Origin of the sequence: Pseudomonas sp. W2-17, from assembly GCF_041060445.1 — a bacterium.
GTDB lineage: Bacteria > Pseudomonadota > Gammaproteobacteria > Pseudomonadales > Pseudomonadaceae > Aquipseudomonas.
In genome coordinates this window covers 145,911-162,479 of the sequence record NZ_JAUFNS010000014.1, presented here as the reverse complement: position 1 = coordinate 162,479, position 16,569 = coordinate 145,911, and the positions used below count along the sequence as shown (strand labels likewise).

The following is a 16,569-nucleotide window of genomic DNA, read 5'->3' as shown; positions in this document are numbered from 1 at the left end:
AGACATCAAGCTTGAAGGCTGCATCGAACTTTCTGTATTTCTTGGTCATGATCGTTCCTCAATGGGTACAGTTTCCCCCATTGAGGTGTCCGGGGTCATTAGGCCAGCTCAACGGCATTTCAGCCGCTGAATGTATAGCGGATGTACCGGCCCATTCGCGAGCAAGCTCGCTCCCACAAATTACCTGTCAGTAGATACATCTGCGGCGTCTTCTGACACCGCGCTTTCTTGCATCAAACACATCCCTTGTGGGAGTGAGCTTGCTCACGAAGACGGCATTTCAGCCGCTGAATGTATAGCGGATGTACCGGCCCCTTCGCGAGCAAGCTCGCTCCCGCAATTCCGATGTCGGCAGATACATCAGCGTTCTGGCGCGAAACGGCAGCACGTTGCTAACGCCACATATCCTGGAAACCTCAGCCCAAAATCCCCCGCACGATGAAGTACAGCAACGACGGCCCCAGCAAACAGCCCAACCCAGTGTGGAACGTCGCCGTCAGCGCACCATAGGGCACCAGCCGCCGATCCGTTGCCGCCAGCCCTGCCGTCACGCCGCTCACGGTGCCGGCCAGACCGCCGAAGACCATCGCCGAACGCGGGTTATCCAGTCCCATCCAGCGCGCCGCCATCGGGGTGCCGACCATGACCAGAATGGCTTTGATCAGACCGGTCGCGATCGACAGCGCCATCACATCCGAGGTCGCGCCCAATGCCGCACCGGTCACCGGCCCGACGATGTAGGTCACCGCGCCCGCGCCAATGGTGGTGATGCTCACCGCATCGCGATAGCCAAACGCGTACGCCACGCAGCAACCGACAATGAATGGCAGCAACGTGCCCAGCAGCAGCGAGAACGCGCCAATCCAGCCGGCCTTTTTGGCTTCGGTGGCCTGCACTTCGAAAGCCGTGGCGACGATGGCGAAATCACGCAGCATCGACCCGCCCATCAAGCCGATCCCGGAAAACAGCGCCAGGTCCGCCAACCCTTTCTGGCCGCCGGTCATCGTGCCGCCAACCCACGCCAGCACCAGGCCGATGACGATCGCAATGGCCGAACCATGAATGCGCCCGAACGTCAGCCGCTTGGACAGCACCACGGAAATCCACATCACCACGCCCACGACGGCGAACGCGGTGACCAGGCCCTGGCTGATCAGGTCTTTCTGAATAAGCTCCCACATATCAGCGGCCTCCTGCTGGCGAAACAGTCGGCGCGATGACCGGAAGCGGGTTCGCGAGTTCGTCTTCTTTGGGCAATGGCTCGCCCTTGTTGATGCGGCTGATGACCGCAATCGTGCAGCCGCAGACCACCACTGACACCACCGCCGCGATGACCGCGATCGGCCCGCCCTTGAGCGCTGTGACGACGTTTTGCTGAGCGGCCATGGCCACGACGACCGGGATGTACATGGCGCCCCAGAAGCCGACGCCCATTTCACAGCCTTCGCTCATGCCGCCGCGCTTTTGCATGAACAGCCGCGCGCAGATCAGCAGGATCATCGCGATCCCCACGCCGCCCACGTTGGATTTGACGCCCAGCAAAACGCCGAGCAGATCACCGAGAATCACCCCCGCGAGGGTGCAGATTGCGAGTAATGCCACGCCATAAATCACCATTGTTCTTATCCTCAAATTGCATCGTCGAAGTTGTTGTTTTTGTGTTCCTTCGAAAGCAGCAGTCGGTTTATGAGTGGCGGCGTTCCTCCTCTCGCGACAGCGCGCTGAGCGTGTCCAGCCGGGCGCCCTGAAAGGCGACGACCGATCCTTGTTCGAATACGCGGCGCGCCAGGCCCGTCAACACCGTGCCCGGCGGCAGTTCGATGTGCAGCCGCGCACCTCGCTCGTAGGCGGTTTGCACCGTGCTGCGCCAGTCGATGACTCGACACATGTTGAACGCCAGATCGTCGCGGACCTTGTCGGCGCTGAGCATTGGCCGCGCGGTGCTGCCGCTGAGGTATTTCAGCGTCGGCGCTTTCAGGGAAACGTCGGCAAACGCATCGGCGAGTGCCCGTGCAGGTTCTGCCAGCAGTTCGCAATGGGACGGCACGCTGACCGCCAGCCGCTTGGCCGCTGCAGCGCCCTGTTCGTTGGCCAGCGCAGCGACGGCCGCCATGGCCTCGTCTCGCCCGGCGATGACGAACTGGTTGTCGGCGTTGATGTTGGCCAGATAGACAGGCGTCTCAACGCTGTGAGTGAGAGCGATCAGATGCTCGACCGCGGGTTGGTCGAGCCCGATCAGCGCAGTCATGCCGTAGCCCTGTGGATAAGCGCTTTGCATCAGCTCACCCCGCAGCGCCACCAGACGCACGGCATCCGAAAAATCCAGAGCCTGCGCGATCACCGCCGCCGGATAAGCACCGATGGACAAACCTGCAACCATGTCGGGGATGTTCCCATCGGCCATCAGCACCCGGGCGCACGCGACGCCAGCGATCAACAAACACAGCTGAACAGCTCGCGTCGATTGCAGCGCAGTGGAGGTGTCCAGCGTCAGGACGTCCTCGTTCAACGCAGCGCTCGCCTCTGCCAGGCACTGTTCAACCAAGGGATGATCCGGCAGCCCGTGGAGCATGCCCGGCTGCTGCGCGCCCTGACCGGGAAACGCCCAGAAGCTGCTCATGCCGCAACCGCCTGCGCCAGCCAAGGGTTATCCACAAGCCGCGCGCCGTTTTCGGCTTTGAGCAGCACCTGGCGAGACGGTCCTGCCCAGTCGTGCAGCGCCACGCCACCAGACGGTGTTTGCAACTGAAGGTCGATGCGACACACCGCTCTGGCAAGCTGATCGACCAAACGAGCGGCGTGCTGGCGATCAAAGCATTCAGGGGTGCGCAGAATGAGATCGAGGTCACTGCCCGCATGCAACACCGGCACGCCACTCGCCAGTTCAAAACCGGCACCACCCGCCACGCCCCACGGCAGGCCGAGCGCGTTCATGACTGGAAAGATCTGCTGCAAGGCGCGTAACGCCGGCCAATCAGCGTCAGCCGTGATGCCGATCAACGCCTCAGGCCGCACGCGCCGTTGCACATCGTCGAGCCTCATGTGGGTGGCGTAGCGCTGATCCCGCGAGCGACCGCGCACGCCCACCGCCACCAGGCCTGCCGCGACACGGGCGCGGCGCACCACCACCGGATGACCGAGGCCGACGACCTCGAACGCCCACGCCGGTGCGTCGATCGGCAACGCAGCCGTCGGCAAACCCCACAACAGGTCGTGGGGCAGCACCGGCTGGAAAGCACTCATTACCACTGCGCCCGCAAGAGCTCGCGGACTTTCGACGACGCCGCACGGTTCGGCGCGCCGAGGCGTGAACTCAGGTCATTGCCGCCGGCCAGGATGTCCTTGATCGCTGCAGTCAAATAGTCCTGCACCAGGGTGATATCCGAAGCGCCGGGGTGCTCGATCTGACTGACCGACAGGGTTTCCCACAGCAGACCAAGGCTGGCGTAGCTGTCGATGTCGTAGGCCATCGGCGGCACGCTGGCAGCGAGTTTTTCCAGTTCTTCGACGCTGCGCAGTGTCACCCGCGCTGCAGATGCCTTGCCCATGGCGTGAACCATGACGCCCGGGTCGCGCAGGGCAATCAGCCGGTTGGCCTGATAGCCGTGGGCGAGAAACGCGCCGGACATCGCCTTGCCCACCAGCAGCCCGATCACCGGATGCCCGGCCAGACGCGCCCGGGCGTAGGCATCGACGGCACCAGCCAACGCCTGATGGATTCCTAAAGCTTCTTCGCGGCGGCCATAGGCCTGACTCGGCACGTCGATGATCGCGATCAATGTCCGCTTGTTGTCGCTGTCCCGATCCAGTTCGATGGCGCTGTCCACAGCCTGGGCCAGCCCCCATCCTTCAAGCAAACCGACTTCGCCGTTTTGAGCGCGGGGAAAGCGGTTGGCAGGGTCAGCGACCACCGCCAGGAATCGCGCCGGGCGATCATCCAGTACGCCATCCGCTGCTTTCACCGACGCCGGCAGCCCCGCCACTTCAGCGGCGTTCGCGGCCAGCGCGTTGAACCAGTTCAATCCACGGAGTGAGTAAGTACTCATGACCGTTCTCCTTGATACGCGCTGCGCACGGCAGCGGGCTCGATTTGCTGAGCGGTGTCCACTTGGGCCAGACGCTCGAGGAACCAGGCGTATCGACTGCTGCGTTCCTGCTCGGGCGTGCCCTTGTGCAACAACGCGTGCACCTGCTGCTGAATGGCGCTGATGTCGTCGGCGACAAAGGCGTCCACCAACCCGCTGGCGAAACGTTGCTCGCCCCCGGTCAGGCTCCAGATGAACGGCCGGTCGCGGGAGTCGTATTCTTCGATGCCGGCTTCCTGCTCGATCACTTGCGGGCCGTTCAGGCCCAGACGCGCTTCCTGAGTGACAACCAGATAACTGCACAAACCCGCCGCAATCGACATGCCGCCGAAGCAGCCGACGCTGCCCGCCACTACGCCGATCACAGGCTGATAGCGACGCAGATCAACAATGGCGGCGTGAATGTCGGCAATGCCGGCCAGCCCGAGATTGGCTTCCTGCAAGCGCACGCCCCCGGTTTCCAGCAACAGAACGGCTGCCGTGGGAATGCCCTTGCGATTGTCTTCGGCGGCCAGTTCCAGCGCGCCAGCCATCTTCGCGCCGCCGACTTCGCCCATACTGCCGCCTTGGAAGCCGCCTTCGATGGCGCAGATCACCACCGGTTTGCCATCGATCGTGCCTTTGGCGATCACTACGCCATCGTCGGCCTGGGGCACGACGCCTTGCTTGGCCAGCCAAGGGGAGACGAGGCGCTCGAAAGGATCGATCAGCTCGCGAAAACTGCCGTCATCCAGCAGTGCGCGGGCGCGTTGCCGGGCGCCAAGTTCGACGAAGCTGTGCTGCTGCAAAAGCCGCGTGCTGTCAGTCATGACCGACCTCCTCGAAACCTTGCTCCAGGCGCAGCCGAACCACGCCCGGTGTGGCGCCGAAATCGTGAATGTCGATGCTCAGGGCCGGTGGCGTCTGGCCGTCGAACATGCGCTGAAAGAGGTTTTCCCAGCGCGCCGAACTGCCGTTGACCGACGTCAGCACCTGGATCGTCAGCTTGCCCGGCTGACCCGGCTCCAGCAGCACTTCCAGATCACCCGAACCGACACAACCCACCAGCGCGCGCCCCCGTGGCGGCTGCCCGGCGGGGAATTCAAAAGACAGGGTTTCCATGATCAGACGTTCCTCTTTTCATCGCCGAGCGCAGGCTCCAGGCGATCAATAAACAGGCAAGCGGCGAGCAAATCGGCGGCGCCGCCGGGGGAGGCGTTCAGGCTCAACAGTTGTTGATCCAGCTGATTCAGCGCGCGACGGCCGCTGAGGGTCGCGCTGCCGCCGGCGTCCAGTACCCGCTGCGCACCGTGTTGCATGGCGTGGAGGCCTGCTTCACCCGCGCGGTACAGCACGCAGGTATCGGACAGCGTGGTCATGATCGCCAGCAGTGCATCGAGTCGCGCGTTCTGCTCGCCATGTCCGGCGGCGCGGCTGCCGATGAGTTGCGGCAAACCGGTTTGAGTGACGGCAGGGAAACCCGCTTGCGCTTGCTCCCGGGCACCCATTGCGCCGTATTTCTGCACAACGCTTTGGCCATGGCTCTGGCTGCGGTCGGCGGTCTGGTGACGATCCTCGATCAATGCCAGCTGGCCGGCGCGTTGGCAAAGGGCTTCCGGGGAAAGGTCATCGGGATTCAGCGCTGCAGCGGTGACCAGCAAACCCAGTGCCCAGATCGCGCCGCGATGGGTATTCACCCCGTTGGTCGTGCGCATCATCGCCGCTTCGCCTTCGCGACCGAGGCAGCCGATGGTTTCCCGCAACAGCGGATTGATCTCGCCGATGGCTGCGGCGGCATCGGCCATTTGCTTGAACGCGGGCCACAATGACAACGCGGACGCGTGCATCAAGCCCAAGCGCAGATCCGTGTGGGCGCCACTGCTGCGACGATCAACCAGCGCCGGTTTTGGCGACAGATCGGCTTCGTCGATCAGCGCATCAACCGCGAGATCAGCCAAGCGATCAGCCAGCGAGGCAGAACCGGGCGCGGCATTGAAAGTCTCGAAAGCTACGTTGAATGCGCGCATCACCAGCTCCTGAATTTCGCAGGCGGGTTGTACAAACCGCCGGACCATTCCACCAGTTCGGCGATGCTCTTGGCGGCAAGCAGTTCGCGGCTGGCGTCGGTGCGGCGAATGCCCAGGTCTTCGGGGAGCGCGATCAGCCCTTCGCGGCGCATCCGGGCGGTGTCTTTGGGGTTGTGGCGCAGGCCGATGGAGGTCACGCCAGCGACGGCGGCGATCATGGCCTGACGTTCCTCCAGGCTGCGCGCCTTGTACAGATAGGCGATGCCTTCTTCGGTCAGTAGATGGGTGACGTCGTCGCCGTAGATCATGATCGGCGCCAGAGGCATGCCGCTTTTTTTCGCGACTTCGACGGCGTCCAGGGTCTCGACGAACGTGGGTTTGCCGCCCTCCTGGAACGTCTCGACCATCTGCACGACAAGCTTCTTGCCGCGCTCAAGATAGGCGTCCGGCCCGTCACCGCTCTGCTGGCGCATGTCCAGCCAGGCAGGTGTGGCGTGACGCCGGCCGCGCGGGTCGTGGCCCATGTTTGGCGCGCCACCGAATCCGGCAAGGCGCCCGCGGGTGACGGTGGAGGAATGACCGTCGCCATCAACTTGCAACGTGGCGCCGATAAACAGGTCAACCGCGTATTGCCCGGCCAGCTGGCACATCATCCGGTTGGAGCGCATGGAGCCATCGTGACCGGTAAAGAACACGTCAGGCCGTGCGGCAATGTAGTTTTCCATGCCCAGTTCGGTGCCGAAGCAATGCACGCTTTCGACCCAGCCGCTTTCGATGGCGGGGATCAGCGTCGGGTGCGGGTTGAGCGTCCAATTGCGGCAGATCTTGCCTTTCAGGCCTAGGGATTCACCGTAGGTCGGCAGGATCAGTTCGATCGCGGCGGTGTTGAAGCCGATGCCGTGGTTAAGAGACTGGACGTTGTGTTTTTCGTAGATCCCGCGAATCGCCATCATCGCCATCAGCACGTGCACCGGCTTGATGTGGCGCGGGTCGCGGGTGAATAGCGGCTCGATGTAGAACGGCTTGTCGGCGACGACCACGAAGTCGACCCATGACGCCGGGATGTCCACGCGCGGCAGGTCGCTGACGTCATCCACCAACTGGTTGACCTGCACGATGACGATGCCGTCGCTGAAGGCGGCCGGTTCTATCAGGGCGGGGGTGTCTTCGGTGCTGGCGCCGGTGTAGATATTGCCGGCGCGGTCAGCCATGAAACCGGCCGAGAGCACGACGTTGGGAATCAGGTCGACCAGCAGGCGGGAATACAGCTCGATGTACGTATGAATCGCGCCGATTTCCAGCAGCCCGTCTTCCAGCAGCTGGCTGATGCGCAGGCTCTGGGTACCGGCGAAGGAGAAGTCCAGCTTGCGGGCGATGCCGCGCTCAAACAGGTCCAGATGCTCGGCCCGCCCAACGCTGGGCATGATCATGTGCAGGTCATGGAGCTTCGCGGGATCGGCCTTCACCAGCGAGCGGGAAAGGAAATCCGCCTGCTTCTGGTTATTGCCTTCCAGTACCACGCGATCGCCCGGCGCAATCAACGCCTCAAGCGCGGCGACAATCTTGTCAGTCGGCAGTACAACGCCATCGGCGAAGGAACGCACCAGGTCGAGCCGTCGCAGTTTTTCAGTGCGACGACGCGACCAGCGCGGGTCAAGTTTAGTTGTTGTGGTCATGCTGACTCCACGAGTTCGCTGTCGTGGGGCAGATTAGGAGGGGTTCAGGTGCGGCATCAATCAAGTAAATGCGTGAATCATTACCGTGAGAGTAATGATTAACCAGGCCAGTTGATCTGATAGCGGGTGCTGCGCCCGCCACCAAGCAGCTTTACCAAGCAGCCCTTTTCCAACAGGTCCTGAAGACGCCGGGTGGCGGTGGCTTTACTGACTTTGGCGACCGCCTGGTATTGGGCGGCGCTGATGCCATCGGTAAAACCCACATCTGGTTTCTCCGACAGCAGGTCGCCATTCAGCAAACGGTTGAGCACTTTGACTTGCTCGGGAGATAGCCCCTCATCCCGATGGGCTTGCCAGAACCTTGCCTCCGCCAAAACCCGGTCGATGCGCTGGATGGCCTGCTCAAACGTATGGAGCAGCGTCTGCAAAAACCAGACGAGCCATTCGGTGATGTTAAGGCCGCCGCGCTGGGTCGACTCCAGAATCCGGTAATAGTCCTGACGCCGGGCAAGGATGCTCGCGGACATGGCATAAAAGCGTATGGCCTGGTGTTCGCCTTGGGCCATGGCCAGGTCAGTGATCGCGCGGGTCAAGCGTCCGTTGCCATCGTCGAACGGGTGCAGCGTGACGAACCAGAAATGCGCGATGCCCGCGCGGATCAGCGGGTCGAGTGTTGGATCGGCGCGGCTGCTGTTGAACCAGTAAAAAAAGTCATCCAGCTTTTGCTCCAGGCCTTCGCGCGCAGGCGCCTCGAAATGCACTACGGGCCGGTCGATGCGACCGGACACGACCTGCATGGGTTCGGGGCCCCTAAGCACTCCAACCTGGATGGGGTTTGCTGTCAGCCCGCTCGTCTCGGGGAACAACAACCGATGCCAATGCCTCAGCCGTTCAGACGTCAGCGGCGCATCGTATTGTTGAGTGGCATCCAGCATCAGCTCCGCCAGACCTTCACTTCGCGCCGTCACGCGTTCCTCGCTGGCGAGCCCGAGCCGTTTTGCCAGCGAAGATCGCACCGAAGCCACATTGAGCTGCTCGCCGTCAATGGCCGATGAGGTGATGACGTTCTGCAACAAGGCATCCAGTTCGCGCTCGACATTCGCGTCGGCGCCTAACGCGCCAATCATTCCCAATAACTGACCCTGCGCCTGGGTGCAGGCCCGCAACAGCGGCGCCAACGGCTCCACGTCCCAGGAAAAGGACGGCCATTTGGGATGTTGCCAAATCCACTTTGCTGACTTCTTCACTGGACGCCTCGGAAGGGTATGAGCCGATTAGCAATTCTATTCGGCTCACGGGGTGAGCCGAATATGCAGTTTATTCGGCTCATCGTCTACGAGGGATTGGGACACTCGACCAGTTGGCCGGCGCCACTGGGCGTGATCGGCAATATCACCTTCAGCAAGCACTGAGCCGCTACCTGGAAGCCGAGATGCGCCAGATGCAGGCTATTTCGGACGGCATAGCGGATGCCAACGCAGGAAACCTTACCGATATCGAATCTGTAAAAGCGAAATACTTCAGCCTGATATGAGCCGGCTTCCGCTGGCAGTTCTTGAATGCTTCAGACAGACACAAGTTGAGCATGCTGGAGATCAAATTGTGGGAGCGGGCTCGCTCGCGAAGAGGCCGGGACAGCCGCTATAACTTCAGCGTTTGAGATGCAGCCTTCGTGAGCAAGCTCACTCCCACAAGGGCTGTGCCCGGCATGAAATCTGCGGCGGCTGACATGCAGTCGTGGGAGCTTGCTCGCGAAGGGGTCGGTACATCCACCAAAGCTTCAGCGTTTGAAATGCAGCCTTCGTGAGCAAGCTCACTCCCACAAGGGCTGTGTTGGGCATGAAATCTGCGGCGGCTGACATGCAGGCGTGGGAGCGAGCTTGCTCGCGAAGGGGTCGGGACAGCCGCTAAATCTTCAGCGGCTGAAATGCAGCTTTTGTGAGCTAGCTCACTCCCACATGGGCTGTGTCGGCCATGCAATCTGCGGCGGCTGACATGCAGGCGTGGGAGCGAGCTTGCTCGCGAAGGGGCCGGTACATCCACCAAATCTTCAGCGTTTGAAATGCAGCCTTCGTGAGCAAGCTCACTCCCACAAGGGCTGTGTTGGGCATGAAATCTGCGGCGGCTGACATGCAGTCGTGGGAGCGAGCTTGCTCGCGAATAGGCCGGGACAGCCGCTAAATCTTCAGCGGCTGAAATGCAGCTTTCGCGAGCAAGCTCACTCCTACAGGGGCCAATGTCCGGCATGCAATCTGCGGCGTTTGAAAGCCGGGGAGTCTCTTACAAATTCGGCGTCATCTGAACCAACCCCGCCTCCACCAGCCACTCCTCAAGCGCCACAAGGTCGGGGATCTTCGCCACGGTCTCGCCCACTTGCACTGCGGCCAGTTCCAGCTCAGCCAGCGGCACGTCGACGTAGCTGAGTTGGCTGTCCAGTTTGCAGGAGCGGGGAATGCCTTGGGTCAGCAGGGCGATGAATTTGAGGTCAGGGCGGCCGCCGAGGGCGTTGAGCACGACGATGCGGGCGCGGCCTCCGACACGGGCGCGGCTGCCGCAGGCGGCTTCGAAACTGAGCAGCGGCAAACTGCGGTTACGCCAGTTGATCGGGCCCAAATACCACTGTGGCGCGGCGGGGTCGGCGACGCTGTCTTGATAGTCGATCAGCTCGGCGACCGCCACGTTGGGCAACAGCAGGTGCCGATCACTCAGGGGAATGAGCAATCCGGTCAGGCTGGTCAGCCGCGCTGTTTGCGTCGTGGTGTCAGACATGGGCGTGGCTCCAGTGGGCAATGCTTTGCAACAGAGCGGCTTCCTGATACGGCTTGCTCATGTATTCGTTCACCCCCAGCGCCATAGCGTGGTCGCGGTGCTTCTGCCCTGATCGCGACGTGATCATGATAATCGGCAGGTGCTTCAGGGCGTCGTCTCCGCGAATCTTGCTGACGACTTCAAAGCCGTCCATGCGTGGCATTTCGATGTCCAGCAGCATGATGTCCGGGGTGTGCTCCTGAAGCAGCGCCATGGCATCGACCCCATCCTTGGCCGTCAGCACGTTCATGCCGTTGCGTTCCAGCAGGCGGCCGGTGACCTTGCGCACCGTCACCGAATCATCCACCACCATCACCAGCAACGGCCGCGCCTGTTCGGGTTCGACGTAACGCACCGGTGCATGCCCCGCGACTTGCAGCGCCAGCAGCTTGGCGTGAAAGCGCCGGATGTGCGCAAACAGGTCGAGAATCAGCACCACGCGGCCGTCGCCCAGAATGGTCGCGCCGGCAATGCCGGGTATCGACGAAAACTGCGGACCGAGGTTCTTCACCACGATTTCCCGCGAGCCGGCCAACGCATCCACCTGCACCGCAATCCATTGATCGTGTACGTGGACCAAAAGCACCGGCAGCGGCTGGGTCTGCGTCTGGCCGCCCAGCTTCGGCGGATGACCGTTATTGAGCAGCTCGCCCAGATAACGCAATTCGTAGGTCCGTCCGCTGTATTCATAACGCGGAGGCACGGATTGATAACAGGTCTCCAGCTCGCTCGGCATCACGCGCACGATGCCCTCGACGCTGTTCAGCGGCACGGCGTACTGTTCTTCGCCGCACTGCACCATCAGCGCACGATTGACCGACACCGAGAACGGCAAGCGGACACGGAAACGCGCGCCCTCTCCCGCCCTGGAATCAATGACCATCGAGCCGCCTAGGTCCTTGACCTCGGCGTGCACTACATCCATGCCGACGCCGCGCCCGGAAATCTGGGTGATGGTTTCGGCGGTGGAAAAGCCTGGGCGCAGAATGAACTGCAGGATGTCGTGCTCACTCAGCTCGGCATCGGGGCTGATGATGCCGCGCTTGATCGCCTTGCGCCGCACGGCCTCGAAGTCAACACCGGCGCCGTCGTCGCGCATCTCGATAACGATGTCGCCGCCTTCGTGGGCCAGACTCAGCGTGATATGCCCCCACTCGGATTTACCGGCGGCCAGGCGTTCCTCGACGCTCTCGAGCCCGTGATCGACGGCGTTGCGCAGCATGTGCTCCAGCGGCGCTACCATGCGCTCGAGCACATTGCGGTCCATCTCGCCTTCGGCGTTGATGACGTCGAACTTGACCTTCTTGTTCAGCTCGCCCGACACCTGACGGACGATCCGGCGCAGGCGCGGCACCATGCGCTCGAAAGGCACCATGCGGGTGCGCATCAGGCTTTCCTGAAGCTGGGTGTTCACCCGCGCCTGTTGCTGCAAGAGGGTTTCGGCCTCATGGGCGCGGGTGTCGAGGGTTTCCTTGAGGTCCATCAGGTCGGACGCGGATTCGAACAGCGCGCGGGACAACTGCTGCAGCTGCGAATGCCGGTCCATTTCCAGCGGGTCGAATGCTTCGTAACCGAGCCGATCAACGGGGTGATCGCGGCTGAGAATGCGGCCCTGGGTTTCGATGTCGAGTCGGCGCAGCTGATCGCGCATCCGCTCGATGGTGGTTTCCATCTCGACCAGAGTGACCTGCGCGTCGCTGACCTGCTGCTCGACACGGCCCCGGAATATCGAGGTTTCCCCCGCCAGATTCGCCAGGTCTTCCAGTTGCTCGGCCGGCACCTTGATCATCTCCGGGCCGGTACGCTCGCCGTCGGCCTCGGTTTGCGCGGCCGTATCAACAACCGGCGCGGGCAGCAGAGCCGGCGCCTCCTGAGGTTTTTCGACAGGTTCGCGGGCGGCCCCGGATGACGTGTATTGACCGATGCTCTCGATCAGCAGCGCCGGGTTGGGCAATGGCTCATAGCCCCGAACGGCATCGACCATGTCGGCGAGCATGTCGTGGCCGCTTTGCAGCAGGCCGTTGAGCAGCGCGCTGTTTTTCAGCGCACCCGTCGACAGCCCTTCGTACAGCGACTCCAGCTCATGGGCCAGGTCGCCAATCGGCGCAATCTCCACCATGCGCGCGCCGCCCTTGAGCGTGTGCAGATCGCGCAGCAGGTTTTCGACTTCCAGCATGTTCTGCGGATCGGCCTGCCAGCGCACCAACGCCGCGCTGCTGCTCTCGATGATGTCGTCGGCTTCTTCGAGAAAAATTTCCAGCAGTTCCGGATCGCGTTCGTCCAGCGATTGAATCATCGAACTGACATTGCGCGTCTGGCCGTCGTTGGGCAGCAGGTAGCAATTGCGCTGGCGAAACTCGCGAATCTTCTCGATCAGCGGCGCGGGACTGGTCAATGCCGAACGGTGCTGCAGCTGTTCAAGCATCAGCGACAGGTGATCGTGGCTGTGCACCAGCAGCTCCGCCAGTTGTGGCGAGTAACCGCAACGCCGATCAATCAGCCCTTCGTAGAGCGACTCCAGCTCATGGCCGAGGTCGCCCACCGGTCCGATTTCGGCCATGCGCGCGCCCCCTTTGAGGGTGTGCAGGTCACGTTGCAACGATGACAGCGGCAGCGGGTTTTCCGGGTCGTCGAGCCAGCGTTGCAGCGCAGGGCCGGCGATGTCGAGAATATCCACCGCCTCTTCGAGGAAGATCTCGACGATTTCCTGATCGAAATCATCGCGCGAAGGCTGGGCGGGTTGAGCGAGATGCTCGGTGACCTCCTCCATGTCCGTGATGCTTGTTGCCCCGGCGCCATCACTTTTGATAACGCCCATCGCGCCGGGCTCCAGCGCTTCGGCGAGCAGCCCGCGCAAAGCGCTCACGCGCTCAGGGCACGGCTGGACTTCCTGTCCGGCGGCGACCTGATCAAGCATGTTGATCAGCGCCTCGTGGGCCTTTTCGGCTTCGTCGAAAAAGCGCTCGCTGACGGCAAGGCTGCTCTCCTCCACGGCGCCATACAGGTCGAGCAGCGCTTCGCAGAGCTCATCGACCTGGGGCAGGTCGGCGACGTGCGCGCCGTGGCCGAGCATGGTCAGCTCGTCGAGCAGCGCGTTCAATTCCTGGCGGTGGCCGGGGTGCTGGCGCCAGTCTTTGAGCAAGTTGTCGGCGTCCAGCAGGATGTCCATGCCTTCGGCCAGAAAGCTCGCGATCAACTGCGGATTACGCCGCGTGCGCAGGCCATTGCTGTCGTCGCTCAAGGCATCGGCCAGCCGTGCGTCGAGCAGCTCTTGGGCCTGTTGAATCAGGGCGGCTGCGCCTTCGATGGGCATCAGCGGGTCGACATTCAGCTGGGCGAGGCCTAGATGAAACAAAGGCCCGGCGGCACGCAGCAGGTCGATCTCGGCCTGGCCGACCTCAATCAGGTTGGTCTTGAACTCGCGGACCAGTTGGTCCAGCGGGCTCGCCAGCTCGGCGATCGGCAGGACGCCCGCCATGTACGCGCTGCCCTTGAGGGTGTGCAACGCGCGCAGCAAATCGTTGCTGAACACCGGTGCATCGGCACCCTGAGCAGCGTCGAGATAACGGCTCACCGTGTTCAGGTGGGTGTGGGCTTCCTGACGGAAAATCTCCAGCAACTGCGGGTCGAACCCCTCTTCGTCCTCCAGCCGTTGCGCAGGCTCGACGTCACCCGCTTCGCCCTGGGCCAGCGCGTGGGCCTGGGCGGCCAGTTGGTCGACATCGTCACGCTGACGCTGAACGTCCACGGCGAAATCGCGAATCACGTCCGGCAGCAACGCCTGTACGTCCGTGAGCAACTGCTGCACCCGCGCGTCCGGCTCGACGCTGTGCTCCAGTACGCGGTTCAGGAGGTTTTCCACCGACCACGCCAGTTCGCCGAGAATCAGCGCGCGCACCATCCGGCCGCTGCCCTTGAGCGTGTGAAACGCACGACGAATCTCGCCCAGCGCCGAAAGGTTGCCGGGATCGGCAATCCAGCGCGGCACGTACTCGCGCAAGGCTTCGAGCATCTCGTCGGTTTCTTCGAGGAAGACTTCCCGCAGTTCGTCATCGATCGCCTGCTCACCCTTCGGCGGCGGCAACAGACTGGCCGGCATATTCCGCGCCGGCGGGTTGACCGCCGACAGCGGGCTGGCCAGCACTTCGGCGAGGGTCCGACTCGGGCTGACCAAGGCCTGCCGCTCATGCAAGTCCTGCAGCTCTTCTTCGCTGATGACTTCTTCGAGCATCGGCACATCCAGCGCATCGGGGACCGGGGAGTAACCGAGCCGGGCGAGACTTTCCTGGGCCAGATCCAGTACATGTTCGCCCGGCGCTTCCGGGTCTTCGGCCATGCGTTCGAGGTAATACTCGACGCCGATGATCACGTCCGCCAGGTGATCGAGCTGCGAGGCCGCCGGGCTTTCGGTGTCAACCAGCAAGTGCTCGGTGATGTAGTCGTTACAGGCCGCCAGCAGTCCGGATGCCCGCGCCAGCGGGATCATCGCCAGCGCGCCGCGCACCTGAATCAACTGCTCCGAAAGCGGCAGCAGACGTGCCCGGTCCATTTCACCGTCGACGTATTCGTCGATCACGTCCTTGGCCTGTTGCAGAACGATGCGCGCTTCCTTGATGACCAGTTGGTGAATCTGACTGAGATCAGTCGTCGGCAGACGGCTTTCTTCAGGGCTGCTCTGGTTAACCGTTCCGGCCATGCCCGCGAGCGTGGATTCGACGTACAGCAGCGCACCGGCGACGTCCATCAAGGTGGCATCGTCGGGTGCGCGTTGCCCCTGGGCCATGCCCTGCACCACGGTCATCTGATCGATGATGACTTTACGCGGCTGGCCGAAACCCAGCACCGCCAGGGTATCGGCGATCTGCCGCAACGGTGGCAGCAAGGCGTTCAGCTCGCTGACGTGCTGACGATCACCGCGCACAAAAACGTCGAGCCGCTCCTTGGTCCGCACCAGCTCATCGCACAGGGCGATGATCACCGTGCGCATGGCGTCGCGATCCGGCCCGGCCATGCGCGCACGTTCTTCGGCGACCAAGGCACTGTGCGGCAGCGCATCAGCGAGTGCGTACTGATCCTTCAAGTCCGTCATCTTCTGCGCCTCGCTGTCGGACTTGGCGATGTAAAACAACAGGCTTTTCAGGAGTTCGTCGGGCGCAGGCTGATTGATACCTTCAATGCCTTGATCCAGCAAACGTTTGAGTTCTTTGTCGGCATCCTTGAACAGGCTGCGCAGCGCCGGACTGTTGGTGAAATTGCCGCTGAGCATGGTTTCGACCAGCGCGGACGCGATACGCCACAGCGGTTCGAGGGGCGCGTCCTCGCACAACACCTCAAGCCGCCCGAACACCTTGCCCATGTAACCGAGTTGAGTCTGCACGTCCTGATCGCGAAGCAGCCCGACCAGCGCGGTTTGCAGCGTCTGCCGCAGCTTGCGCAGTTTCGCGGGCAGTTCGGGGCTGTCGCGCTCGGCCAATGCCTGAGCATCGAGAGCGGGAATAGACAGCAGTTGCGGCGAGAACAGGCTGGTTTCCGACAGCAGGCTTTCGCCCCGGGCGCTGCGTAAATCGTTGAGCAGCGGCAGCACCACCAGCGGCAGATCACGGCGGGCGGAGTGCACACGCTCCAGGTAAACCGGCAATTGCGTCATCGCCAGATTCAGCAGCTGGATCGCTTCGCTTTCCTGGGCAACGTGGCCCTCTTTCAGCGCCAGCGCCAGCTGTTCGATTTCCTCGGCGAACAGCGCGGCGCCGTAGAACTCGATCATCTGCAGGCTGCCGTGAACCTGATGGATGAGCTCCAGGCACTCGTCCATTGCCGCGGCGTCGTGCGGTAGGGTGACGAACGTGTCCAGCGCCTGTCGGGCGTGTGTGAGGGTTTCGGCTATTTCGCCTTTGACCCACTCCAGGGCCACGTAATCGTGACGGTCAGCCATGGTGACTCCGGTTGCCTGTGCCTTGACGCTGCTTCATGTGCATTGACTGGATCATTAACGGG

The 16,569-nt window shown here is 62.6% G+C and carries 13 protein-coding genes; 1 reads left to right on the top strand and 12 read right to left on the bottom strand.

The annotated features are described in order from the left end of the window. Positions 1 to 416: 416 nt before the first annotated feature. The 10 genes from madM to QWI20_RS18460 form a co-directional block, all read right to left on the bottom strand. The gene (gene madM, locus QWI20_RS18505) at positions 417 to 1,181 is read right to left on the bottom strand and encodes a malonate transporter subunit MadM (protein WP_122624431.1); all 765 of its coding nucleotides are present in this window, start codon (positions 1,179 to 1,181) and stop codon (positions 417 to 419) included. A gap of 1 nt (position 1,182) precedes the next feature. Further along, complete coding sequence (gene madL, locus QWI20_RS18500) at positions 1,183 to 1,617, bottom strand: malonate transporter subunit MadL (RefSeq protein ID WP_065991198.1); 435 nt, start codon at positions 1,615 to 1,617, stop codon at positions 1,183 to 1,185. Between the two features lie 67 nt (positions 1,618 to 1,684). Further along, positions 1,685 to 2,620 (bottom strand): malonate decarboxylase subunit epsilon, encoded by a 936-nt coding sequence (gene mdcH, locus QWI20_RS18495; protein ID WP_369306661.1) that lies wholly within the window; start codon positions 2,618 to 2,620, stop codon positions 1,685 to 1,687. After that, complete coding sequence (locus tag QWI20_RS18490; protein ID WP_369306660.1) at positions 2,617 to 3,243, bottom strand: malonate decarboxylase holo-ACP synthase; 627 nt, start codon at positions 3,241 to 3,243, stop codon at positions 2,617 to 2,619. The genes mdcH and QWI20_RS18490 overlap by 4 nt, the downstream gene beginning before the upstream one ends. Further along, positions 3,243 to 4,046 (bottom strand): biotin-independent malonate decarboxylase subunit gamma, encoded by an 804-nt coding sequence (gene mdcE, locus QWI20_RS18485; protein WP_369306659.1) that lies wholly within the window; start codon positions 4,044 to 4,046, stop codon positions 3,243 to 3,245. The genes QWI20_RS18490 and mdcE overlap by 1 nt, the downstream gene beginning before the upstream one ends. Continuing rightward, positions 4,043 to 4,894 carry a biotin-independent malonate decarboxylase subunit beta gene (locus tag QWI20_RS18480; RefSeq protein ID WP_369306658.1) on the bottom strand — a complete coding sequence of 284 codons (852 nt, stop codon included), beginning with the start codon at positions 4,892 to 4,894 and terminating at the stop codon, positions 4,043 to 4,045. Before QWI20_RS18480 ends, mdcE begins: the two co-directional genes overlap by 4 nt. Then, positions 4,887 to 5,186 (bottom strand): malonate decarboxylase subunit delta, encoded by a 300-nt coding sequence (locus QWI20_RS18475; protein WP_346627238.1) that lies wholly within the window; start codon positions 5,184 to 5,186, stop codon positions 4,887 to 4,889. Before QWI20_RS18475 ends, QWI20_RS18480 begins: the two co-directional genes overlap by 8 nt. Positions 5,187 to 5,188: 2 nt before the next feature. Next, positions 5,189 to 6,091 (bottom strand): triphosphoribosyl-dephospho-CoA synthase, encoded by a 903-nt coding sequence (locus tag QWI20_RS18470; protein ID WP_369306657.1) that lies wholly within the window; start codon positions 6,089 to 6,091, stop codon positions 5,189 to 5,191. Next, a complete protein-coding gene (gene mdcA / locus QWI20_RS18465; RefSeq protein WP_122624426.1) occupies positions 6,091 to 7,767 on the bottom strand; it encodes a malonate decarboxylase subunit alpha in 1,677 nt (558 codons plus the stop codon). Before mdcA ends, QWI20_RS18470 begins: the two co-directional genes overlap by 1 nt. A 98-nt stretch (positions 7,768 to 7,865) precedes the next feature. Beyond that, entirely contained in the window at positions 7,866 to 9,014 is a 1,149-nt protein-coding gene (locus QWI20_RS18460) for a Fic family protein (protein WP_369306656.1), read from the bottom strand. A gap of 95 nt (positions 9,015 to 9,109) precedes the next feature. Between QWI20_RS18460 and QWI20_RS18455 the strand changes: the two genes are divergently transcribed. Then, the gene (locus tag QWI20_RS18455) at positions 9,110 to 9,301 is read left to right on the top strand and encodes a CopG family ribbon-helix-helix protein (RefSeq protein WP_369306669.1); all 192 of its coding nucleotides are present in this window, start codon (positions 9,110 to 9,112) and stop codon (positions 9,299 to 9,301) included. Between the two features lie 746 nt (positions 9,302 to 10,047). Here QWI20_RS18455 and QWI20_RS18450 read toward each other — a convergent pair. After that, the gene (locus QWI20_RS18450; RefSeq protein ID WP_122536410.1) at positions 10,048 to 10,536 is read right to left on the bottom strand and encodes a chemotaxis protein CheW; all 489 of its coding nucleotides are present in this window, start codon (positions 10,534 to 10,536) and stop codon (positions 10,048 to 10,050) included. After that, positions 10,529 to 16,507 carry an Hpt domain-containing protein gene (locus tag QWI20_RS18445; RefSeq protein ID WP_369306655.1) on the bottom strand — a complete coding sequence of 1,993 codons (5,979 nt, stop codon included), beginning with the start codon at positions 16,505 to 16,507 and terminating at the stop codon, positions 10,529 to 10,531. Before QWI20_RS18445 ends, QWI20_RS18450 begins: the two co-directional genes overlap by 8 nt. Between the last annotated feature and the right edge of the window lie 62 nt (positions 16,508 to 16,569).